At 33.1% G+C, this 23,958-nt stretch carries 19 protein-coding genes; 13 read left to right on the forward strand and 6 right to left on the reverse strand.

The window, feature by feature from the left end; genetic code table 11:
* Positions 1-19: 19 nt before the first annotated feature.
* Positions 20-3,589, forward strand: a complete 3,570-nt coding sequence (locus F0000_RS01370; protein WP_188111989.1) for a T9SS type A sorting domain-containing protein — start codon at positions 20-22, stop codon at positions 3,587-3,589.
* Between the two features lie 520 nt (positions 3,590-4,109).
* Positions 4,110-5,912, forward strand: a complete 1,803-nt coding sequence (locus tag F0000_RS01375) for a transcriptional regulator (RefSeq protein ID WP_188111990.1) — start codon at positions 4,110-4,112, stop codon at positions 5,910-5,912.
* Between the two features lie 409 nt (positions 5,913-6,321).
* On the opposite strand, the gene F0000_RS01380 is transcribed toward F0000_RS01375, so the two are convergent.
* Positions 6,322-6,831: a hypothetical protein gene (locus tag F0000_RS01380; RefSeq protein WP_149622904.1), complete on the reverse strand. Its 510-nt coding sequence runs from the start codon at positions 6,829-6,831 to the stop codon at positions 6,322-6,324.
* A gap of 204 nt (positions 6,832-7,035) precedes the next feature.
* Between F0000_RS01380 and F0000_RS01385 the strand changes: the two genes are divergently transcribed.
* The 11 genes from F0000_RS01385 to F0000_RS01435 all read left to right on the forward strand — a co-directional run bounded on the left by F0000_RS01385 (position 7,036) and on the right by F0000_RS01435 (position 17,539).
* Complete coding sequence (locus F0000_RS01385; RefSeq protein ID WP_149622905.1) at positions 7,036-7,353, forward strand: hypothetical protein; 318 nt, start codon at positions 7,036-7,038, stop codon at positions 7,351-7,353.
* Positions 7,354-7,623: 270 nt separating this feature from the next.
* Positions 7,624-7,926, forward strand: a complete 303-nt coding sequence (locus tag F0000_RS01390; RefSeq protein ID WP_149622906.1) for a heavy-metal-associated domain-containing protein — start codon at positions 7,624-7,626, stop codon at positions 7,924-7,926.
* Between the two features lie 17 nt (positions 7,927-7,943).
* Positions 7,944-8,468: a DUF6702 family protein gene (locus tag F0000_RS01395; RefSeq protein ID WP_149622907.1), complete on the forward strand. Its 525-nt coding sequence runs from the start codon at positions 7,944-7,946 to the stop codon at positions 8,466-8,468.
* Between the two features lie 11 nt (positions 8,469-8,479).
* Positions 8,480-9,064 (forward strand): HupE/UreJ family protein, encoded by a 585-nt coding sequence (locus F0000_RS01400; protein WP_149622908.1) that lies wholly within the window; start codon positions 8,480-8,482, stop codon positions 9,062-9,064.
* 84 nt (positions 9,065-9,148) lie between these two features.
* On the forward strand, positions 9,149-10,102 hold the full coding sequence (locus tag F0000_RS01405) for a DUF5829 family protein (RefSeq protein ID WP_149622909.1): 954 nt from the start codon (positions 9,149-9,151) through the stop codon (positions 10,100-10,102).
* Positions 10,103-10,129: 27 nt separating this feature from the next.
* Positions 10,130-10,957 carry a hypothetical protein gene (locus tag F0000_RS01410; protein WP_149622910.1) on the forward strand — a complete coding sequence of 276 codons (828 nt, stop codon included), beginning with the start codon at positions 10,130-10,132 and terminating at the stop codon, positions 10,955-10,957.
* A gap of 94 nt (positions 10,958-11,051) precedes the next feature.
* Positions 11,052-11,471 carry a MerC domain-containing protein gene (locus tag F0000_RS01415; protein ID WP_149622911.1) on the forward strand — a complete coding sequence of 140 codons (420 nt, stop codon included), beginning with the start codon at positions 11,052-11,054 and terminating at the stop codon, positions 11,469-11,471.
* Between the two features lie 62 nt (positions 11,472-11,533).
* On the forward strand, positions 11,534-12,229 hold the full coding sequence (locus tag F0000_RS01420) for an ABC transporter ATP-binding protein (RefSeq protein ID WP_149622912.1): 696 nt from the start codon (positions 11,534-11,536) through the stop codon (positions 12,227-12,229).
* Positions 12,230-12,253: 24 nt separating this feature from the next.
* Positions 12,254-14,740 carry a TonB-dependent receptor gene (locus tag F0000_RS01425; protein WP_149622913.1) on the forward strand — a complete coding sequence of 829 codons (2,487 nt, stop codon included), beginning with the start codon at positions 12,254-12,256 and terminating at the stop codon, positions 14,738-14,740.
* Between the two features lie 4 nt (positions 14,741-14,744).
* Positions 14,745-16,196, forward strand: coding sequence for a DUF3526 domain-containing protein (locus F0000_RS01430; RefSeq protein WP_149622914.1), 1,452 nt, complete (start codon positions 14,745-14,747; stop codon positions 16,194-16,196).
* Positions 16,193-17,539, forward strand: coding sequence for a DUF3526 domain-containing protein (locus F0000_RS01435; RefSeq protein ID WP_149622915.1), 1,347 nt, complete (start codon positions 16,193-16,195; stop codon positions 17,537-17,539). Before F0000_RS01430 ends, F0000_RS01435 begins: the two co-directional genes overlap by 4 nt.
* 564 nt (positions 17,540-18,103) lie before the next feature.
* Here the strand turns inward: F0000_RS01435 and F0000_RS01440 are convergent.
* From F0000_RS01440 to F0000_RS01460, 5 genes are all read right to left on the reverse strand, one after another.
* Complete coding sequence (locus tag F0000_RS01440; protein WP_149622916.1) at positions 18,104-21,082, reverse strand: S8/S53 family peptidase; 2,979 nt, start codon at positions 21,080-21,082, stop codon at positions 18,104-18,106.
* A gap of 366 nt (positions 21,083-21,448) precedes the next feature.
* The gene (locus F0000_RS01445; RefSeq protein ID WP_149622917.1) at positions 21,449-21,685 is read right to left on the reverse strand and encodes a DUF6500 family protein; all 237 of its coding nucleotides are present in this window, start codon (positions 21,683-21,685) and stop codon (positions 21,449-21,451) included.
* 3 nt (positions 21,686-21,688) lie between these two features.
* The gene (locus tag F0000_RS01450) at positions 21,689-21,898 is read right to left on the reverse strand and encodes a hypothetical protein (RefSeq protein ID WP_149622918.1); all 210 of its coding nucleotides are present in this window, start codon (positions 21,896-21,898) and stop codon (positions 21,689-21,691) included.
* A 1,232-nt stretch (positions 21,899-23,130) separates the two neighbouring features.
* Positions 23,131-23,499 (reverse strand): hypothetical protein, encoded by a 369-nt coding sequence (locus F0000_RS01455; RefSeq protein ID WP_149622919.1) that lies wholly within the window; start codon positions 23,497-23,499, stop codon positions 23,131-23,133.
* 208 nt (positions 23,500-23,707) lie between these two features.
* The gene (locus F0000_RS01460) at positions 23,708-23,911 is read right to left on the reverse strand and encodes a hypothetical protein (RefSeq protein WP_149622920.1); all 204 of its coding nucleotides are present in this window, start codon (positions 23,909-23,911) and stop codon (positions 23,708-23,710) included.
* Between the last annotated feature and the right edge of the window lie 47 nt (positions 23,912-23,958).

The following is a 23,958-nucleotide window of genomic DNA, read 5'->3' on the forward strand; positions in this document are numbered from 1 at the left end:
CTAAATGCAATCGACAATTATGAAAATTTATATTAAATTATCGTGGCTCTTCTTAGTTTTTGCCTGCTGTTATCAGATACACGGACAAATTCCTATTCAAATAGAGCCTGATATATTTCCTATACCCGATACAGAGGATATTGATATAGCCTCTTTTGATCGACCAGATTTTAAAGGAAATCAATCTGTAAGAGGAATAGTACGAATTTCTCCAGATGATACTGATTTTGTTTTGACAAGAACTGGTATTACACTCTCATTAGTACCGCCAAAAAAAAATAACAAGGAACAACTATGGTGGCTGCTACAAGACTATATCCATAAAGGTTTTTCTATAGTAAGTGTTTCAGATGGAACACAGTGGCTCTTTGTGGGTAGTAAAGATTCTGATACATACCAATTAGAATTAAAAACGAATGACAAAACTGCTTCCAATGAAATAATTGATGAATATATAGATCCTGGCTATTTTTTTGAGATGCAAATTCCTTATACTACTCAACAAAAGAGACATGCACTAATAAGAAGCATATCCAATACTGATATCTATTGGCATTACACTACTTCTGGTATTGCATTGAACAAGCTTACCAAAGAAGACACCACTCCTTTTGTTTTTAATTATGAAATCGCAAATTTCTTCGAAAACTCATACCTATCTATTCCTTTCTATGACTCTGCTAATCACACAGAAAATATATTACAGGATAAAACAGCCACCCGAATTTCGGTAGTAGGTGAAGAAATTAATCCTGATAACAATTCAGCAATCATAGGCTCTGGCGCTATCACCGTTCTGAATAAAAAAGGGGATGATGAAATGTTTAGAGTAGTTTTTGAAAATGAATCAATCGCCAGCATTGGTTTATTAGATTATGTAAACAGTCACTATACCAAAGATGCTATACAATCTTCTGGATCCAGAAAACTTATTGCGGGTATCAGTGTGGATGATGGTGGTGATATTTACCTTTTTAATAAGGGACAAGTCAAGTATACTGGCTTTGAGACAGACAAACCAATATTATTTGGTTACAAACAAGGTAAATTAATTGCGAAACAAGGAGATAAAACCAAAGAAATGACTGGTGTACCAACACCAATCTTACTTAACAATAATGACGGTAATATTTCCAGATTACTTGCCAAAATAAGAAACGGTTCTGTACAATTGTCTTATATAGCAAGTGCCATTGTGATCAGTGGTAAAGAATTTGGCACAAAAGAATTACCGGACACATATAGCACCAGTCCTCAATTTTCACACGCTCCAGACCCTAACAAGCCTTCAAATTTATTTGACTGGCAACAAGAAGATTATATATTAAGATATAAGAGCAATGGAGCCGTAATTACAGAAAGTGTAACGAGTCCATTTTATGAAGACAATCCTCGTTTTAGTGCAATTGCTTCTAAACAGAGCGCAAACGGAACCTACCTGGGAGGTGAAGATTTTAGCGTTCTCGATGGTTGGGAATTAATTAAAATGGATTTTGGATATGACGAAAATAATAAACCAAAACCAGATAGTAAATTACGTGGAGAACCCTACATGATGTTTTATAATCGTTTTACAGGGAAACTACGTATATTTATTTATATCAATAATTCATCTATTGCTAATAACCTTCGGGTAACTCTAATAGATAAAGTAAGTAATACAATTAGTGGCACTTATGGTAAACCAAGATTGTGGTCTAGTTTTTTGCAGGGAAAAGCACTAGATGAACGCACATTGAGTTCTGGTGCATATTCTAAAACTGTAGTATTAAACTCCTCTTCTACCGGTCAGTTTTTCTATGCAGATTTCACCTTTAATTATGACCCATGTATATGTTTCTTTGAATCAAATCTGCAAATAAAAGTTGATAAAGTTACTAAAGGTGATCTACAAATTGTAGGAAAAACGTTAGGAGGAAGTATCCCTGCAGGAAGTCCTGTATATGATGATTTTATGGCACAAACTGATAATTTCTTAACAGGAGTATTGGATGCCCCTTTTGGAGAACAGGTGCAGACTCTGGGAGATATCAGTTTTAACAATTTTGATGAATGGGGCAATAGAGAATGGAGTAATGAAACAGAATTTATATTGCCTGGTAAAAAAGTAGAACAATGGGAACGTGAAGCATTACAACTACAATATCAAGGTACCGTAACAATGTCTAGCGGAGATTTTTTATCTGCCACAGGCAAAGCCATGAAAGCGGTAGGAGAAGGAACTGATTGGGGGTTCTTAAATACAGGAGCTCCTCTAAAAGCGGTAGGAGAAGGTATTGATGCTTCAGGTACGGCAATGAAAGGTTCCGGGCGTGCCTTGACTGCAAAAGCTCTAAAAATCCGGTTAGATAATCTTACGGATCAACCTGATAAAACTATTCCATTGAGTTTTCCTGATCCCCAACCAAGTGTTGTTTTCTCTGAATTGGCAGCAACCGGTACCTTAACTATTTCTACCAATATACTTAATGATGTCATCATCACTACACCAGGATCCATAAATGCAGAAGAAGCTCCTATAGAATTTGGGAATGGTAGTAAAGGTTCTTTTCCTTTATATAATGAGCCTTTGGGGATCTTTAATTTATTATTCACACCAGAAGTAGGAATTACCGTCGTAGAAAATCAGTATGATACTTTAGGTGCCAATCTTCGGCTAAAAGAAAAGCCATATGTTACTACAAATATTGATCAGGTTACTGGTTTTGAAACAGGTTTCTTCACAGCATCTTATGTAGTTACAACCTATAACCGTGAAGGGGTTTCTACAGATAGCAGACGTTCCAGGATGTTCATCATACCTACAAATGATAATCAGGATATAAAAGAACTTCCGACCGATTTTAATATTACCACTTTGCTAGACACAACTACTATGCTAGAAAATATCAAAGCATACACTGGCAAAGCTGATGAATTAAAAAATGAATTAAAAAAATGGATAATTGTTAATCTGGAAGTAGAATATTATGGCTTTTCTGGAGTTGGAGAAAGTGGACAGCAGAATGGGGAAATTCTAAGACAATCCTATAGTGTGAATACCGATTTTCATTTTGATACGGTATCTGGATTTAATCTAAATGATCAGGCTTCCAGCATCGGTGCTTCTATATTTGATGAATACAATGGTAAAAATAATCCAATCTGGAATGATGACTATATTATTACCAAAGACACAGATGGTTTTGAAACTCATATGAAAACTTTTTGCGAAGAAACGGTACCTAATATTTCTGTAGGTAGCAGATCTATTTTACAAAATAAAACCCGTACTGATCAGGACAATATAGCATCAGATTCCCGGGAAGAACAATTAAAAACAGAGGTAGAAGCTACAGGTATTGCCGCATACCCTAACCCGAGTAAAAGAACATTTAATGTACGGTATAAAACCCTTCATGAAGGAGAAGTTACAATGACCGTTACGGATCTTAATGGACGTATAATTTTATCTCATTCAGACTATGTTTACAAAAAGGGGATTGAGAAAGAAGCTTATATCAACCTTCTAGACTTAAATGGGGTTTATATACTTACCATTCAGTTCGAAAACGGTTTATCTCATATCACCAAACTCATAAAGAATTAGTAAACTGCCTTAGGGTACTTACATCTCAATCATCGCATAAAGCTATAAATTATTGAACTAACAAAATAATGTTCTCTTTCTGATTACCTCAAAAAATAACAGAGCAAAATGTTAATAGTTATGTATTTCATATAATTTATGCGATGAATTGAATTACGTCTATGTTATACTACTAACTTACTATAAGTTATGAGTTTGAAAAACGCTGGAAATGAAAACTAATGATGTAACTAATTCTTTCATAAAACAATTGTGCAAAAGAATAGTAATTCCTGATTTCCAGTTAGAATCTTAGTAATACTTTCCTTATGATCATTTCATAAGGAAAGTATTATATCAAAGAAAACAATACGTATACTTTATCTTACTATTACTAATATGTTAATCTCTCAGACATATTAGCTTAAAACTATATTTTAGCCTTCCTTTAAACTACCCCAATTATAATATGAGGATCCCTTTATTTTGGTATATTCTTTTTTTCACACTACTTCCACACTACATCCTACCGGCACAAAATATGCAAATAACGGATAGTCTTCATCGCGTTATTTCAAATAAAAACACAAGAGACACGACTTTACTAAAGGCTTATAATGATTTAGGTATACAATATGTAATTTCTGATCCTGCTCGCGCAAAACGTTATATTCACCAAGCGCTTTCTATTGCCAAACGATTACAGAATTCTCGCGGTATAGCTGGAGCTAATAACTGTATGGGAGTTACCCATTATTATCAAAAAGAATATGACTCAGCATTAGTATACTTCAATAAATCCTATCGCATTAACCAAGATATCAAACATATATGGGGACAAGCTTCTTCTCTAAATCAGATAGGAGCTATCTACAACCATACAGACCAGTATACTGAAGCCATTGAAAGCTTAACGAAAGCTGGAATTTTATTCTTAAAGGTCAACGATTCTCTTTCTTTTATTAAATCCATAGAAAACAAAGGGGTTTCTTACAAACGTACTGAACAATATGAAAAAGCAATTGAGTGTTACCTCTATGTGTTACGTTGGTATGAACGTTACAATAAAACAGAAGGAATCCGTAGATCCTATATACACATCAGTACTGTTTTAATCAAACAAGAGCAATATAAAAAAGCACTGAAATACCTGGATCAGGCATTATTGCGATTAGAAAAAAACAACCAAATCCTGAGGAGTTCTATTACTCTAAATATAGGAACATGTTATAATGGATTAAAACAGTATGATACAGCTTTAACATATTTTAAAAAAGCATTTGTATACAGAAAAACAACTGGCAACCCAAAAACAATTGCGTATATCCAATCACTGATAGGTGCTACTTATTATGAAATGCAGGATTATGGTAGCTCGCTAATTTTTCAAAAAAAAGCTTTATATAATTATACCACTGCTGGAGATAATAAACAAAAAAATTTTACTATTAATGAACTTGCCAAATGTTTTGTAAAAACCAATCAATTAGACTCTGCCAAAATTTATGCACTAAAAGCACTAGATATGACAAAAAACATTTGTGATCTCGATGGAGAAAAAGAAAGCCTCATCATACTGGCACAAATTGCAGAACAAAACAGAAATACAAAAGATGCAGTACTGTACTATAAAAATTTAATTCAATTAAAAGATAGCCTGAAAAATCTGGCAAACGAAAAAAAAGCTCGTGAATTACAGGCTGAATATGAAAATGAAAAAAAAGAACAGCAGATCGTTTCTAAGGATAAGAAAATTAATCTTCTCAGACAAAAAACAAAAAACAAAAAACTACAGCCTATTCTTTTAGTAATCATATTACTTGTTTCAATACTCATATTAAGCATAAAACTGTTTTGTTTCAAGAAAAAAATAAAATGTTCCTTGCTAGAGAGAAAAAAATTAAAAGCAGAATTAGATTTCAGGAATAAAGAATTAACTACACACGCATTACATATTGTGAAAAAAAATACGGTATTGGAGAACTTAAAACAAGAAGTCAAAGATATCAAATACTCAGAAAACCAGGATTTACAATATAAATACTTAAAACTTCTGCAAACTATTAATTTTGAGCAAAAAGATGCCGAAAACTGGAACAACTTCAGAAAATGTTTTGAAGAGGTACATCAGGACTTTTATACCATTGTGATGCAAAAGTATCCCAATGTTACTGCAAACGAATTGAGACTTATGGCACTTCTAAAACTCAATTTATCTTCTAAAGAAATTGCAAAAATTCTTAATATCTCACTAGAAGGCATTAAAAAAGCACGATATAGACTCCGAAAAAAAATAGGTATTAATAAAAAAAGCTCATTAAGAGATCATATACATAGCATATAGCGTCTGATCATAAATACAGTAAAATGAAATATGTATCTTTTTCGAAATAAGTCATACAATAATTTATTGTTTAAATGTCCTCTATAATCAAGATGTAAAATAATATAAGGAGGCTTGTCTGGAAATCGAAAATAGTATTACTCGATAAATGCCTCAAGGACTTGTCCCAAGGTAGTTACTATAAAAAATTAATTAAAGCCCAAGAATCCATACGAACAATGTATTTCAGTACTTGAAAAATCGTACTTTACTATAAAGCACGATTTTTCAAATTTTATCAGGCTTTTTTTCTAATAGATAATCTATTAGTATTTACTCGATAATAGGGTTTTAAAATGCTAAAGGAGGCTTGCCACGAAATCAAAATGTTGTTTCTCAATACATGCCTCGCAGCTTGCTCCGAAGCAGTTTACTTTTGATTAGCCTCTTCTGCTGTTGCTTTTTCCTTATCTTCTTTCAGCATTTTTTTATCCTCTTCGGTAATTTTTTGATGTTCAGAAGCTAAACGTTGATGCTGATTTTCCATTTCCTGGTGTGCTTTTTTCATAGCTTCGTGTTCCGTTTTCATTTCTTCTAATGTAACTTCACCAGTACTATGTTTTTTTTCTAACTCTGTATGTCCATCAATTAAAGTTTGGTGCTTTTCGATAAGTTTACCGTGTTCAGCTAACATCGCTTGATGTTTTTGTTCTGTAAGTATATGAATAGAATCGTTTTCTATAGTTTTATGAGCTTCCATCATTTCATTATGGTCGTCTTTCATTGCCTTATGTTCCGTTTCCATTTTTTCATGAGATGCTTCCATCTCATTATGTTCTGTTACCATAGCCTTATGCTCAGGAGTTTCTGCAGGATTTTGTTTACAGGAAAAAAATAAAGAGACTGCTGCAATTAAGATTAATTTACTAAGTGTTTTCATGATTTATGATTAATTAAGTTTATTCTTCAAATGTATATAAACCGCATATTCCGATACTAGATTTTTAGAATTATTTTTGATAATTCTAACAAAAACTAGTTGAATTGTAATCTTGACTGTCTTTCGTTTCTTAAAGATTTCTAAAAAACAATCTTTATCATATTCTAAAGCCAGCAATATTATATTAATTCCTATATTTGGAAAATGAAAAAGAACATATGGAAAAATATTAGTATTCTTTTTTTCCTTTCTACCTTTCTATTTCTTAGAATAGGTAATTTCCATGTTTTTTCTCATATTTCTGATGATGGTGATGATCAAGTACATTGCGAATTATGCGAAATAATAGCTCTATCCAATGATCTGACGCCTTTTACTAATGATGTTTTTGAAGCAGTAGTACAAAAACCTGAAATTGACATTTCAAGGTATAAGACCAATTTTTGTTACGAACTATCAAATTACAGTATTACACTCCCAGAAAGTATCTATAATAAACCTCCTCCTGGGTTTATAGGGTAATTGTTTTAATATTTACAAAGATTTTTGCTATTGATTGTAGGACTTGGGTGGTTTTTAAACCATTGTCTTTTATGATATTCTACAGTATCGTAATTATCTTTTCTGGTTAATTAGAAATTTGTAAACCTCGTCATAACTAAATCTTCTAATCACAAGTTAGCATTTACCGTTGTAATAGATTTTCTGTCTGTCATTAGTTTTACCAGTTGTAAGGCTTTTGACTATCTACTATTAAAAAAATCCAAAAAAATACGATCAAATAACAGTCTTATGAAAAAAGCAATCATAGCACTAATATTACTAGGTACTTCATGTAATCTTACTGAAAAGGAAGAAAGGGTTTTAATTCAAAGAAATGATAATTCCCTGATGGTCATTAACGTTCCTGAGGCCAGATGTAAAAAATGCCAAAAGATTATAGAGGAAGGACTGCAATATCAAGAAGGAGTGCAGCAATCTATTTTAGATTTGAATACAAAAAAGGTTTCTATCGTATATCAACCAGATAGAACCTCGCCCAAAGCACTTGAAACAACTGTAGAAACATTAGTACAGCTCATCCCATGCAAATAACTAAAATATATCCAAAAATGAAATTTAAATTTTATAGGACATTAATAACATTAGGAGTACTGTTGTTTTGTACCTCTTTTATAAGTTCACACCCAATTAAACTCACCTCTTCATTAATTGAATACAATGCCGAAAAAACAGAACTACAAATAGAATGTAGAGTCTTTATAGATGATCTCATGAATAGTATTAATTATACATTCAACAAGGACATTAATCTTACAAACGTATCAAATGAAGATAAAAAGAGCATCGAAAGTTATTTTAAAAAATATTATGTGATCACGATTAATGGAAAACAATTTCCTCTGAAATATGTAACATCACAAGTTCTGGAAGAACATAATGTATGCATTCTCAAGTTTTCGCAAAACATTTCAACCATTAAAAAAGGGGATCAACTTTGTGTCGAAAATAGACTCTTTTTTGAAGAATTCGATTTTTTACAAACTAACTTGGTTACGGTGCGTATTCCTCATTTTGTAGAAGAAGTCTATTTTGAAGCTATGTCTACTAACTATTCTTTACCTATTGATCTCTAAAATATACACAAATGAATACTTTGAGTTCTTTTTTTTATAATGGATGGCATCATATTGTGGATATAAATGCCTATGACCATTTATTATTTGTCATGACATTATGTGCGGCCTTTAGATTAACACAATGGAGACAGATATTAGTCATTATTACAGCATTTACTATAGGTCACAGTGGAACCCTCGTGCTAAGTGCTTTGGATGTCATTCCAGCCAACTCTAAACTAATAGACATGCTTATTCCTTTTACAATTATGATAACTGCAATAGCCAATATCATTAATTATGAGAGGTATGCCACTTTTTCGGACGCTAAACTAAAATATGCAATTGCACTCGTTTTTGGGCTCATCCATGGATTGGCCTTTGCCAGCAATTTTAAATTTATGCTCTTTAGCGACAGTATTATTATGCCCTTGCTGCTATTTAACCTGGGTATCGAGGCTGGTCAAATTTTTATCGTTTTACTTTTTATGATCTCCTTATGGGTTTATACAGAAATAATAAAGGGTGCGCATTCTAAATGGAACTTATTTGTTTCTGGGGCAGGGTTCGGGATTGCTGCTACAATTTTAGTTACGGCTATGACCTCAGGATAGTAAAGGGAACGCATTTTAATCAACTTTCTAACAGATGTAGTGTATTCTAATTCCAAAAAACCATGTTACAAAAAATAATTTAGTATGTTATATCGAGTAAGCTTATTATTCTTATGCAGTATTCTTGTCTTTTCCTGCCAAAAGCAAACAAAGCAATCAGAGAGTACTTCTCCTATCAACAAAGAAAAAATTGATGCGGTTTTCCGCAAGGCTTTACCTAAAGTGTTGTTAGATCATCTATACGTGGTTGTAGATAGTATTACGTATGCAAAACTAACAACTGATAATCAATTAAAAAAGACCTATGCTTCTCTGGATTTGGGACTCCCGAACTTTGCTCCTATAAATAATCACGCTACTACGTGCTTCTTAAGAGGCTACCAACATTACATAGAAATTCTTGGTCCAAACAACAAATACAACGAACCGATAGGTAAAAGCGGTATTGGTTTTTCTTTAAAAGACAATGACAAACACTTCCATTTAGGGGAGCAACCCGAATTAAAAATTGAAAATGACTCATTTTTATATGCCAACGAAACGGTAAAGATGCCCTTTGGTGATCATCAGCATACCTGGTTTAAAGCTTTCTACACTCCAAGCCCGGGCACTTCTTTACATACCTGGTATGGGTATTACAATCCTGCTTTCTTAGATAGTCTTTATGGAAAGCATTATCCCTCATATTCTCGTGAAGCTTTTCTTCAAAATACGTACGAAAATCAAAAACTTTTCCATGGAATCAAAGAGATTTATCTAAGCTGCACCCCAGATGATTATAGTCGTATTGCACAAGAGCTGAGATATTTGAGATGTAAGCTTTTAGAAAACAAAGATAATGTTCTTACGATAGCCGGAGGTGATGTTACTATCCATATAGAGCCCTCGAATACAGCGGCATATAGTAGAATTACCAAGATCATTTGTCAACTTAATACTGAGGATGATAGCAATACTGAACTAGGAAACCTGATCATAACCAATCAGGGTACTGAATCTATTTGGAACTTAACTAAACTCTATAAAAATAATCCTTAAAAAAAATCTAATACTAATTAAAACAAAATGAATACAAACACAAAACATATAGTCATAGCTTTAGTAGCTCTTCTTTTTATATTTACAGCTTGTAAACAGGATAAGAAAGCTGCCAATAAGGAAGAAACTATAGCAGACGATACCGAAATTGAAACAAGAACAACTACTCCCAAAATTACATTGCAAAAATTAGAAAGTTCTCCGGCCTATGTCGATGCCTCTCTTATATTGGATCTCCCAAAGCACATAGAAGTGGCTGAAGCAGGAGAGATGGATTTTTCTTTTAAAGTAGAAAACTACGAATTGGGAGCACAGACAGGAGGACCTAATCCTCAAAAATTGGCGAATTCGGGAAAAGGTCAGCATATTCATTTTATTTTAGACAATCAACCCTATTCTGCACATTATGAACCAATTTTTAAAAAAGAAATACCCAAAGGAGTACATCATTTGGTAGCTTTTTTAAGCCGTTCCTATCACGAATCAGTAAAAAACAGTAATTCGGTTGTTGTCCGTAAACTAACTGTTGGGGATGATCCTAAAGATGTTCTTGGATTAGAAATGGAAGCCCCAACACTTATTTACAGCCGTCCAAAAGGAACCTATGAAGGAAAAAATGCGGAACAGATTCTATTGGACTTCTTTGTGCTAAACACAACACTTTCGGAAAATGGACATAAGGTTCGCGCCACTATACATGGGGAGAAATTTATGATTACAGAATGGGTTCCACACGTGATCAAAGGACTTCCTATGGGAGAAATTACAATTCAATTAGAATTATTAGATGAGACCGGAACTTTGATCCCCGGAACTTTTAATACAGTACTTCGCAAAATAACCTTGAAGCCTTAATAATTGATATCCAATTTGTGAAGCGTAATAACAAGGATTTTGAACACCAATCAAAAGCAATCAGCAAAAACAAAAAAAGAGAACTATTTTAATTATGATATCCATTGTAAAACGAACTAAATACCCTAATATTTTAGGCGTCACTGCCAGCGGATTATGCCTCATTCATTGTCTGATGACACCCCTGTTTTTCACCATTCAAGCAAGTACTTTTGGATTGAGAAAGCAGTATTTGTTATGGTGGCAAATGATAGATTTAGTTTTTCTATTAGTATCATGCATAGCCATCTTTGTTGCTGCTTCTCGTACATCCAAACGATGGATGAAATATTCCTTATGGGGTAGTTGGATACTACTAGCAGGTATAATTCTGAATGAGAAATTTCAGATTTTAAAGATTATGGAAGCTGCAATTTATATCCCTTCAATTGCCCTGATAGTTCTTCATATCTGTAATCGTAATTATTGTAGTTGTACTAATGAGAATTGTTGTGCTCATCCATCTGATTCTTAAATCAAATTAAAATGAAAGAAAAATTTTTAAAATGATTGCCATTTTTTTTTAAAACTAAACACATGCTTAAAGCTATAGACCTCACTAAGACTTATGATAAGCACCAAGCTCTCAGCCAATTGAATTTATCAGTTGACCAAGGAGAGATTTTTTGCTTACTTGGCCAAAACGGAGCTGGTAAAACTACGACTATTAATCTATTCCTGGGCTTGATAGCGCCCACGAGTGGTGAAGCTCAGGTTAATGGTGTCACCGTTAAACCAAACAGCACTAAAACTACTCAAATGATCGCTTATATTCCAGAAGTAGTTCAATTATATGGTACCCTATCTGGTCTTGAAAACCTGAATTTCTTCAGTAGATTAGCTGGATTCAAATACGTGAACGCTGAGTTATCCAATTTTTTATCAAAAGCGGGGCTTCAGGAAGCGGCGCATCAAAAAAAATTGTCTTCATATTCTAAAGGAATGCGGCAAAAAGTAGGAATCGCCATCGCACTCTCTAAAAACGCGGATTACATTTTTATGGATGAACCTATTTCTGGACTAGACCCCAAGGCAACATTAGAATTCACCAAAATATGTAAAGAACTTAGCAATGAAGGGAAAGCAATTTTTATGGCTACTCACGACATCTTTAATGCGGTAAATGTAGGGACTAAAATTGGTATTATGAAAGAAGGTCAATTAGTTCACACATCAAGCACAGATACTATCAATGCAACTCAATTACAAGATTTATACTTAAAAACTATCTAAACGTAGAACAAATCAATTATCATAATGAAATTTATTAAATTATTACCCAAACTTTTATTTCTTTTATTTAGTTACACGACTTTTGCACAAGTACAGGTAACAGGAACCATCGTCGACCCTCAAAATATTCCGATTCCGGGAGCTACAATTTCGTTACAAAACAAAACCAACACTTTCGGGAAACTTACAGATAACTCAGGACAATTTGAAATAAATGCTCCTTCGGGAACGTATACTATCGAAGTACGTTATTTAGGTTTTCAGCCTTATAAAAACACTATAGAAATTGGAAACAGTACTACATATGATATAGAAACTATTCAGTTAGAAGAAGGTACGGAGCAGCTTCAAAGCGTAGAAATCGTTGGTCGTGCTCGAACGGATTACAATAGTGATTACTCTTTTTCATCCACCAAAATAGCGATTAAGAATAAGGAACTACCTCAGGCAGTTTCTACAATCACAAAAGAATTATTTAATGACCGTCAGGCATTTCAGATAGCAGATGCTATAAAAACTGCTAGTAGTGTTACACACACAGGATTCTACAATCATTTTAATATTCGAGGTATTATACAAGCCGAGGATGGTCAGCTCATTAATGGTTTAAGAACACGACAGTATTATTTTTTACAACCTATTACATCTCATATAGAAAGAGCAGAAGTTATTAAAGGTCCGTCTTCGGTAACTTTTTCAAGTGTCGATCCTGGTGGATCGGTTAATTTAGTAACTAAAAAACCTTTAAAAGAAAAAAGAAGTGAAGTAAGTGCCACAGTGGGAAGTTTCGGAACCTTAAGAGCAACCGCAGATTTTACAGGACCATTAAATGATTCAGGAACCTTATTATACCGTTTTAATACTGCTGTTCAAGAAGCTAGATCTTTTCGAGATCTGGTACAAAACAATCAATTTTTAATAGCACCCTCTATCACCTTTTTACCTAATAATACTACTGCCCTTAATGTGGAAATGATATACAGTAATGGAGTAGGAAATCTTGATCGTGGTCAACCGCTCTTTGGAGCTATCAATGGTCAATTTGATCTAAATAGTACTGACATTGCCACAAATGTAGCTGCCGCCAATGATTTTTATGCTTCAAAAGAGTTTATGGTGATTAGCAATTTTAGTAAGCAGATTACTGATAATATAGGATTCAATGCTTCTTATATGAAACAAACCTGGGAAGAAGACCTTGCAGAGCACCGCGTGGCAGGTTCTGCAGCTGTAGACATAGATGGGAATGCAATTCCAACCCTTGCTGAACTGCGCTACACAGAAAGACAGCAGTTTTGGATAACGGATAACTATACCGCATATATTAATTTTGATTTTGAAAATGACACTTTTACCAATAAGCTTCTGGTTGGGTATGATGGTAGCAGATGGGAACGAACTGTTGGTGGAGCTTCTAATGGTGCTCGTCGTTACCGAAGATTGAATGGTACTTCGACTTCATTCAATCCTGCTGAAGCAGATCAATTCGAAACTATAGAAATTGATGGTGTAACTGCTCCAACGCCTAATGTTGATCATTTCGATCTTGCCAATCCTAATAATACAGCAAGAGAAACTTCTGGTTATATCATCTCTGAATTCGCAATTCCAGCAAACCTTACTACTTCAAACGGTATTTATATTCAAAATCAATTTAAGATTGGTAAATTTTCGACACTGTTAAATCTACGCTATGATTGGTATGAAGATATATTTGATTATAAGTCAGGTGACGAACGATCCTTTAAAAATGAAGCTTTTGTTCCTAGAATAGGTATAACGTATGAAGCTACTGATGCTATTAGCGTATATGGTTCTTATGTGGCAGGTTTTCAGCCGCAATCAAACACCGTAACGTTATCACCATTTACAGGTGATTTCTTTTTTGCCGATACTCCTGCCAGCTTTGATCCTCTGGAAAGTAATAATATAGAATTTGGTACCAAAGGAGAGTTTTTTAAAGGAAAACTTACGATGAACGCCGCATTATATCAAATCACGCAAAAGAATTTATTACAGCAAGATCCAAATGATGAGTCCATATTGATAGAAAGAGGAGAGCAACGAAGTCGTGGATTTGAATTAGACGTTAACGGATATGTATTATCTAATCTTCAGCTAAGTGCTTCTTATGCCTTTATTGATGCAGAAATTATAGAAGATGATGATCCTGCTTTAATAGGTGAGCGCATTGGTGGAGCACCAGAACATAGTGCCAATTTTTGGGGTCGATATGATTTTATGCACGGCGCACTTAAAAATATAGGTGTAGGTTTCGGTACGGAATACCGTGGAGATCGTTTTTCTTGGTTCGGAGATCGATTATTATTGCCATCATATACAATTTTTGATGCAGCCGTTTATTATCGCCCAACGGGCATCGACATGCAGATTGCTATAAAACTTAATAATCTGTTTAATGAAACGTATTGGAATGGAGCATTAAATGCAACCCGATTATTTCCGGGAGCTCCCAGAAATGTATTACTAACTACAACGTATAAATTCTAAAAAGATGCAATGGGCAAACATTCGATTATTCGCAGTCCACTTTTGGCGTAATGCGACAGCTCCCAAAAGTTTTTATGCATTGTTTCTAATTTTTATACTGCTAACAGCTTATTCGGCTGTTAGCGGTATACAAAATCATATCACACAAAATAATATTCGGCAAGAACACCAAACTAAGGCAAGACAGAGTTGGGAAGCAAATCCCGATAAGCATCCACACAGAATGGCACATTTTGGAACTTTTGCGTTTCGCACACACCCTGCTTTGGGAATATTTGATTATGGATTGGAAAGTTTTACGGGAAACACAGTTTTCTTAGAAGCACATCGGCAAAATAGTGTTAATTTTTCTGAAGCGACATTTTCTACAGGCATGCTACGATTTGGTGAATTGAGTTTAGCATTATTACTACAACTGGTATTACCTTTGATTTTATTTTTTACAGGTTTTTCGTGCGTTGCAGGAGATAAACAGAATGGAACTTTAAAAATACTTTTATCCCAAGGTGCTACCTGGAAAGAGATATTATTTGGAAAATCTATTGGGCTTTTTGCGATTTCTTTACTGTTTTTAATCCCCATTCTTTTCGTAGTAATTATTGCTCTTTTGCTATTCGAAAATTCAGTAGTAAATGACTTTAGATGGTTACGCTTCTTCATAATTGGTACAAGTTATTTGGTATTCTTTTTTATTATATCTTCTATTACGGTTGTCATATCGACCAGCAGTAATGCACCCAAAAATGCTTTATTGCGATTATTGGGAATTTGGCTATTGTTAGTAATCCTATTACCAAAATCTACACAAGCTATGGGAAACTACTGGTTTCCTATTCCTAGTAAATTGGCATTTCAATCTGCTATCGAAAAAGATGCAATCCAAAAAGGTGACAGTCACAATCCTAATGACCCACATTATAACCACTTAAAAGACTCTGTATTTACAGTTCATAAGGTAACTAAGGTAACTGACCTGCCATTTAATTATTCGGGTTTTGTAATGCGTGAGGGGGAGAAAATAACATCTGCTTTGTACAGAAAACATCAAGCTAAGTTGGTTGATATTTATAAAAATCAAAATAATGTAACTCGATTTTCATCATTTGTGAACCCTTTTACCGCAATAAAATTAATATCAATGACGATGGCTGGTACCGATTTTTCATCTTATATCGATTTTCAAGATAAAGCAGATGATTATCGATATAAATTAGCTCAAACCATGAATGAATTGCAAATGGAATATATCAGTCCCAAAAAAGAAAGTGGTTCTGAAGGGAAAGCTCATGTAGTTGGGCATGAACATTGGGAAGATTTTCAGGATTTTAAACATGAACCCATGACGTTTTCTAATTCTATGAAAGAAGCTTTTTTTGCATTACTGTCTATCCTGTTTTGGGCAATAAGTACGATAGGAGTAATACTATTCATTTCAAAAAAAGCAAAAGCAATATGAGGTTATATAAATTATTTTTACAACAGTGTATTCGATCCAAAGAAGTATGGATCAGCCTGGTATTAATAACAGTATTAGGCATAATAGGAATCATCATTGGCAATAAACACTTAGAAAGACAACAAGATGCAATTGCCGAAGTAAAGACATATCAAGAGCAACATTTTGACCGACAAGTATCACTACATAATGATGATTTAGGGCTATTGTTATATTATGCGAATTTTGCCTATATCAATAACTTAAATCCATTAGCTGTATTATCAATTGGGCAATCAGATGTACATCCAACGGTAAAAAGAATTACAATCAAAACCTTTGAAGCCCAAAAGTATGATACCGATTTGGTAAACCCAATGAACTTGCAATCCGGCAATCTCGACCTTTCTTTTGTGATAATTTACCTCTTTCCATTATTGGTAATTGTATTGACTTTTAATGTAGTTTCTGAAGAAACCGAAACAGGTACCTGGAGGCTGGTAGCTATTCAATCAAAATCTAAACTTAGATTTATTATCTCCAAACTTTTGGTACGTATGATGCTATTATATGTAGTATTGATCTTTCTTTTTTTTATTGCAAAACTAGTCCTTAACTCATCTTTGGATATTCACTTTTTTTGGATGTTCGGATTATCCGTACTTTATATATTTTTCTGGTTTACAATTAGCTTTTTTGTCATAAGTTTTAAAAAACCTTCTGGTTTTAATGCATTATTACTTTTATCTGTTTGGTTGGTATTGATTATTCTTTTACCGGCTGGAATCAATGCATATGTAACTTCAAAATACCCCATTCCAGAAGCTTTGAGCACCGCAATAGCACAAAGAGATGGCTATCACGTTAAATGGGACACTGACAAAAGAGCTACTATTGAGAAGTTTTATCAACATTATCCGCAATTTAAGAAATATGGATATCCTACAGTCGGATTCAATTGGTTATGGTATTACGCGATGCAGCAGATGGGAGACGACGATTCAAAAAAACAACGGGATGCTTTTAATGAGAAGATTAAATTGCGCGAACACACTAGCAGCCAAATCGCGTCTGTAATTCCTAATATGCATCTGCAATTAACTTTTAATCAATTGGCAGGAACTAGTATGAGTCAACAAATGGAATATCTGAACGCTACCAATGCATTTCATGAAAAATTAAGATTATTTTTCTACCCAAAAATATTTGAAAGTCAGCATGCAGATACTATAAATTGGAATCAATTTATACCAGAATATTATAAAACAAAAACAACTTTAGAGCCAATAAAAGGAATTGCACCACTTATTTTAGCATCAATTATTATGATAATAATTTCGATACCAATGACGAAACGATTATAATGCCTGCCATTTGTTGTTTGAATTTTTATAGCCATAAAATTACTCATCATTTTTTTAATCTAATCTGTAATAAGTGTTAATACGATTTATAACTAAAAATTTCGCATATTCATCGTTTCTTTTTCCTTTCTACTTCGTTTAAAAAATAAACCGTAGCTATAGCTATGCTTGATTTTTTTGCCTTGCATAAAGAAAAAATAATTCAATGAATTTATACGAATTTTTTAATCACAAATCGTATGACTTTCATTGTAGGTGACCCCAAACAGTGAATACCTTAACGCAAATTAGTTCTTTTTCCATGGGAGAGACCCAAGTAAAGTTGATATTTGGAGAGAAGATTATAACAGCTTTAGTACATAAAATTCATTGGGGGATATGTCCCCCAATGAATATACTATATTGAAAAGAATAAAAATAACTCGGATTTTATAATTTTAACCAGTATCAAAATCTGGAAGGATTTCATAATCGTTCAAAAAAAGTAAGCTATATCCAGATCAAATGAAAACCTTATTCTCAATAAATATGAACGAGTTAGTTCTATTTTTTTAGTTGTTAGGATTATTTTTTAACTATTAATTTTTTACTATAGTCTTTATCATTTCTATCTACTACTTTTACTACATATAGTCCACTATTAAGTTGAGAAATATCGATACTCTGCTTGTTAGTTTTTAGTTTCGTCTTCAATGCTTTATGATATATTCTTCTGCCAGTATAGTCATATATGGCAAGTGATTTTATATCTTTCAGAGTTGATACATTAATTTGATCTTTTGAAGGATTTGGATACACTGAGATTTCTTTTTGAAAATTTGGTATATCATTCTCTTTATTAGAATTATTTATTCTACTATCAATGACTTCAAATTTAAAACTATTTGTAGTACCTCTAGTTCTAAAGTCATTCTCTCTGGCAAACAGAATAGAAAATACACGATAGGTTCCTAATTTGGGATTTATCCAAAATTCTGTCGAATCAGAATTGTCATTAAAAATGCTAAAAGGAGCGGCATTATCATTGTTTAGGTTAAACTCTGGTCCAGATAAGTAAAAGCGGGCATTACCAACCTGTATATCTGGAGTTGGATTAAAGTAATTAGTGATAACCTCTTCGGGGAAAAAAGGAGAAAAAGGATTAGGCGTTTTCGGAATGTTCCCTTGTATTGAAAATCTACCGTCAAATTCTTCATCGAGATTTTGGGTAAAGAAATCATCTACAGCTGCTAAATCTAATTGTTCTTCTAATGGGAATGATTTAGTTGGGTCTTGTAGACTAACCACATTATAACCAGATATTTTTCCAGAGTATTTTATTTTAAAATCAATAATTTCTTTCTCACCAGAAATTCCTTTGGCCTTATCATCACTAAAAGGCTGTCCAATTAATTTAAAAGAACCAATTGGAGCATCCCATTCATTATAATTCGAATCGATATCGCCAAATACAGCATAGGGTTCTATATTTTCTATCCTGCTATGATAACGAGAGCCAAATAATTTAAATCGTACACTTTCTGTATTAGAAGAAGTCAATGCTCTAATGTTTAAGCGAGCACCATCTCCTGTATTGGCTAAATCAATCGTATCACCAGCATTGATCTGAAATAACCCCTCATTAGTTTGGGCATTCACGACTTCTACTCTATAGATTGAAGGTATGTCAGAAAGGTTGGCAATAAATGTATCTCCTTCGACAAAACCATATCCGGTTTCAAAATCAAAACCTTTATCAAAATCCGGGGTACGAAAACCATCCATATCTATGGTAGATTTGATGAGTAGGCTTTTCATTTCGTCAGATTCAAGATTGGGTTTTTGCTGTAATGCTAATGCCGCCAAACCTGCTAAATTTGTTACTGCTGCAGAGGTTCCTCCGAATAAAAAACCATCATCACCGGGAAACTGAAGTCCATAAAAAGAAGTACTAGTTTGGTCAATAGAGCAAAAATCTGGTTTATTCCTTAACTCTGGCTCTATTTTGTTTCCATTAACATCTAATGTGATGCTTACACCACCGACCGCAGAATAATTAGCCAAGGCTAGTTTTTCCTCAAAAAAAGGAGTATTAAACATGTTAACTGTTCCTACAGCAATAGAATTTTTTCCATTTGCATGCCCTACCAAATTAGCTGGTGTTATACCTGCAACATCTTCAGTTATAGATCCATTGCCAAAATCCAGTAAACGTATTCTACTTGGGTCAGGACCCGCTCTCTTAATAATTACTAATTTATAAGCAACTGGGGCTGGAGGGGTATTTCGGTTTCCTGGAGTAGTACTTTCTTCAAAATACATCATTTCTAAAGGAGCTCCCGTTGTAGCATTCACTGTTTCAGACTTTGCTAAGATTTCATTATTTTCATTCAATAGATAAAAATCGAGATCTGATTTAGGAGTTGGGTTATTTGATCCGGCAAAAATAGAAGGGTCGTCCCATTGCAATACTAAAGAGGTGAAGCTATTTACTTCTAATCCTAATTCAAACTGATTACTGCTAAATTGATGTGCCTGTACATTCTCACCTTCAAATGTAAAATTTCCTGAATTAAAAGAAGCTTCATATCCATCGTTAAAATAATTACCTGCTGCAGTGAAATGATGCCCACCATTGGCTATAAAATTATCTAAGGATTGGGTTAAGAGACCATCTTGAAAAAAAGGCTCTTCAGAAAAAGCAAGGTCATCTATAATGATATCGCAACCCGCCGCTTCTAATTGTTGTACACCATCAGTAAAATCAAAATAATCTTCAGTACCGTAGAAATATAATTGAGCCCCAGGAGCTATATCATGGATTAACTCAGTCATGGCTCTCCCTTGATCAGTGATTCCAGAAACACTCCCTTTTGTATCTGATATAACAACAACCTCTTGAGTGTATCCATTGGGATTATTAGCTCCAGGTAAATCTCCATTTGAAATAGAAGAAGTAAGGTCTAAATCATTAGTGTTAAATTCTGTTGATATGATACCGATACGAACCCCTGTCCCATCAAGGTTAGGCATTTTGTCTCTAATATTATCAACTCTTAGAACTTGTACTGCTTCACTTATTATACCAGTATTGAATGTTTTTGAGTTTTGAGGTACTATTTTATGAGTACGCGGTGTTTCATTTTTTCTTTTTTGCAAATCCTTTTGATCTGTAACTTTAGGACGAAACAAAGGCATAGCAACTTTTAGATATTTACAATTATCTAGTTTACTCACACTTTTTATGGGGATATAACCAGTAACACCACTTTTGTGAACTTTTTCTTTTGTAATACCTAAAGATTTCAATTCATTATATAATAAATTTATATCAGAATTTGGTCGAGCGAAAATTTTGATTTGTTGGTCTTTAAGGATGAGCTTGGAATTTAATACGTTATCGTTTCCATCTTTTTTGGATAATAAAGTAGTATTTACGTTCTCTAAGCCATAAGCCCTAAGAGATTTTTCTTTTGTTTTATTAAGAGTTCTTTGTGCTGTTGACATCCAACACGCACATAAAAAACTGAGTAATAATAAAAATGAATAAGGTTTAGTTTTCATATTATTAAAGGTTTTAAGACTGTTTATATATATATAACAGTTGAAAATGAAAATACCCTATCTTATACCATTTGTGATTAAAAAATTCGTATAAATTCATTGAATTATTTTTTCTTTATGCAAGGCAAAAAAATCAAGCATAGCTATAGCTACGGTTTATTTTTTAAACGAAGTAGAAAGGAAAAAGAAACGATGAATATGCGAAATTTTTAGTTATAAATCGTATAAATAATTCCTTATAAATAGTATTAGCTCTAAATCTTCTTCTAAAATTTCTGTACCGTATTTTTTTACCGTAAAGATGCTTCGTATTCCAATTTTCGAAATATTTATTAAAGTATCAATCATTTTATTTTCATCCATTAATCATCGGTTTACCGAACTTTCGTTTTCTTCTAAGACTATGTTCCTAATCTTAACAGCTTTTTCAAAATGATCAAATCTATGATCCTGAATCCACCAAGTTGCAGCTTCCATCAACAATTCAGGATTATCGTTCTTGTTAGTGAAAAAAGCATAGAATGAAAGACCTACATTATCTCCTTTGGAAGCTATCTTAGTATTGCAAACCTCGACAATTTTATTTTTTAAAATACTATTCATCAATTAATTGAACTTTTTGTTAATTAAATTGCTTACACACTCACGAACCCCTTCATCTGTTGGAACTACATAATAGTTTCCTTGTGAGCCTTCATTTATTTCATTGGCAACTTTTTCCGGGCCATATCTTTCAAGATCTTTTAAAATTAAATAAGAGACTTTACGAAAAACTTCATCTTCTAAATCTTCAATTTTTTCTTCAATACTCTTCATCGTTTATTTAGACTTTAGTTGAATTAACTTAAAGATTTAACATTTCTATATCATCGATCGCTAATAACGATATACTTGATATCTCTCTAACCTTGCTTAAAGTATAAAGATCTGTCTGAGTTGATTTAACTTCTTGACAAATATTAGATATCTTTTTTAGATCCTTTATTAATTTAGCTAGTACTACGTCTTTCTTTTCCATCGTTTTATTGAACTTTTGATATTTTGTTGTAACGTTCTTTTTTATGATTCTCTAAGAGAAGCGTAATGTTTCACAAATTAGTATTTATTCTATGGGAGTCAACAACATTGAACCTTTTCTCCCATAGAATAAATACTAATTTACCAAAAATTCTATTTCAAACTCATCAGGATTATTATATTTAAAAACTCTAACAATAACCATGATCCTCATTAAAAATACATTAGTCCACTAAATCAAAACGTTCGTCCACGATATAAGATATATAATAATAAATTAGGGTTATCTTATTAATCAATAATCTTAAAATTCAATATTATGTTAAAAAATCTCTTAGAATTAAAAGGTGTTAAAAAATTAACTAAACAAGAATTGATCTTATCAAAAGGTAGTGGAGCGCAAGTAGGCTCTCGAGTTTGCGTTCAGGTTGGACCAAAATGTGCTGTGACAACATGTTTCGCTCCAGGACAAACACGTACACTCATTGAGTTTGGTAGATGTTGTTCTAATGGTACTGGTAGATGTATCTACGCTTGATATCTGAAAATTAAACTCAGTATACTAATATAAGTTTAGATACTGAGTTTAAAAGTATTATTACTAATTGTAAACTTATAAAATGAACCGCTTTTTTGAACTTGACAGCTTTTATTACTTGGTTTCTGACCTGAAGTTCAATAAAACCACCAATTCTCAAAACACTACTCTTGTAAGAAACAGCATCTATTTTAAGGTTTTTCTTACGAATCCGAGCCGGATTTTTGAATTAATCGAACAAATTATAATTGATTATCAGTTATTTATACATTACTTAGTAAAATAACAGAAAATCAAAAACCTTTGTAAACACATTTCTAAAAATTCTCTATTTTTTTATTAATCGCTTCAACATATTTCCTCTATTGGTTTCTATTTATACAAAATATACTCCAGCTTCTAGGCTTGATACATCAAATACATTCGTATCTATTTCTAACAACACTTCAAAGGATATGTAATCTTTCAAAATGCCCGATATGTATTGATTCTATTATTTTGTCCCTTTACCGGTATCCTTATTTTGGTGGGAATTATTGTTTTCCAACAAACTGAAAAACTTCTCGAGAATCGTATGTTGAAATGCTACTGCAAAAACAAAGGATTTAAAAAGCATCTCTCCTTGGATAAATGTATGATCCCTCACAAAAAAGAGTGCACAAGCGTATAATAGACCAACTATGACAGGCCACCATTTTACCGACATGTACTTAGGAACCCACTTCCAGATCTTGTTTTTTGTATTTATCTTATTACTGGCATACGCCATAATCATAAAAGTAAAAATGTACCCCCAATCCAATTGATTGATATAATGCCCAAATTGATTTAAGATTCTTGTAAATATGTTTAGTTCTTCCATTTTAATCTTGTTTTAAGTTGTTTGTATTCCGATTTTGTTTTTTACGGGATGGATTGTATACATTTTTATATTGAGTCTAGTTTCATCTATAAAGAAGAGAATGTTTGGTCTCTATTATTCTTATACTGTTTTCTATATCAACATTATAGATGTTTTAAACCACGGCATAATCAATGCTATAAGTTTTTATGCATTGCACACTTCATCATTAGATACTAAACAAAGCCTGATCAATACCTGGTTGATCCAATTTGGATTTAAAATTTTCTGATAAATCTTGGATGAGATACTGATAAATATCGGGTGAAGCCGTAGTACTATCCTCAACAATTTTGCCTGCAAACTGCTCAATAAAATCCTTATCGGTCGTTACAAAGGCATCTAGCCGTCCGTCTTGGTTCCCAATTTTCAATAGATTCAGAAAGCAGAACCCAACCCAATTGTAATTGTTACTTTGCA

The organism is Aquimarina sp. RZ0 (assembly GCF_008370685.1).
In the GTDB taxonomy this organism is placed as follows: Bacteria; Bacteroidota; Bacteroidia; order Flavobacteriales; family Flavobacteriaceae; genus Aquimarina.

Coding starts and splice junctions, on each gene's coding strand:
- F0000_RS01370 (WP_188111989.1), top strand. CDS start 20: ATGAAAATTTATATTAAATTATCGTGGCTCTTCTTAGTTTTTGCCTGC.
- F0000_RS01375 (WP_188111990.1), top strand. CDS start 4,110: ATGCAAATAACGGATAGTCTTCATCGCGTTATTTCAAATAAAAACACA.
- F0000_RS01380 (WP_149622904.1), bottom strand. CDS start 6,831: ATGAAAACACTTAGTAAATTAATCTTAATTGCAGCAGTCTCTTTATTT.
- F0000_RS01385 (WP_149622905.1), top strand. CDS start 7,036: ATGAAAAAGAACATATGGAAAAATATTAGTATTCTTTTTTTCCTTTCT.
- F0000_RS01390 (WP_149622906.1), top strand. CDS start 7,624: ATGAAAAAAGCAATCATAGCACTAATATTACTAGGTACTTCATGTAAT.
- F0000_RS01395 (WP_149622907.1), top strand. CDS start 7,944: ATGAAATTTAAATTTTATAGGACATTAATAACATTAGGAGTACTGTTG.
- F0000_RS01400 (WP_149622908.1), top strand. CDS start 8,480: ATGAATACTTTGAGTTCTTTTTTTTATAATGGATGGCATCATATTGTG.
- F0000_RS01405 (WP_149622909.1), top strand. CDS start 9,149: ATGTTATATCGAGTAAGCTTATTATTCTTATGCAGTATTCTTGTCTTT.
- F0000_RS01410 (WP_149622910.1), top strand. CDS start 10,130: ATGAATACAAACACAAAACATATAGTCATAGCTTTAGTAGCTCTTCTT.
- F0000_RS01415 (WP_149622911.1), top strand. CDS start 11,052: ATGATATCCATTGTAAAACGAACTAAATACCCTAATATTTTAGGCGTC.
- F0000_RS01420 (WP_149622912.1), top strand. CDS start 11,534: ATGCTTAAAGCTATAGACCTCACTAAGACTTATGATAAGCACCAAGCT.
- F0000_RS01425 (WP_149622913.1), top strand. CDS start 12,254: ATGAAATTTATTAAATTATTACCCAAACTTTTATTTCTTTTATTTAGT.
- F0000_RS01430 (WP_149622914.1), top strand. CDS start 14,745: ATGCAATGGGCAAACATTCGATTATTCGCAGTCCACTTTTGGCGTAAT.
- F0000_RS01435 (WP_149622915.1), top strand. CDS start 16,193: ATGAGGTTATATAAATTATTTTTACAACAGTGTATTCGATCCAAAGAA.
- F0000_RS01440 (WP_149622916.1), bottom strand. CDS start 21,082: ATGAAAACTAAACCTTATTCATTTTTATTATTACTCAGTTTTTTATGT.
- F0000_RS01445 (WP_149622917.1), bottom strand. CDS start 21,685: ATGAATAGTATTTTAAAAAATAAAATTGTCGAGGTTTGCAATACTAAG.
- F0000_RS01450 (WP_149622918.1), bottom strand. CDS start 21,898: ATGAAGAGTATTGAAGAAAAAATTGAAGATTTAGAAGATGAAGTTTTT.
- F0000_RS01455 (WP_149622919.1), bottom strand. CDS start 23,499: ATGGAAGAACTAAACATATTTACAAGAATCTTAAATCAATTTGGGCAT.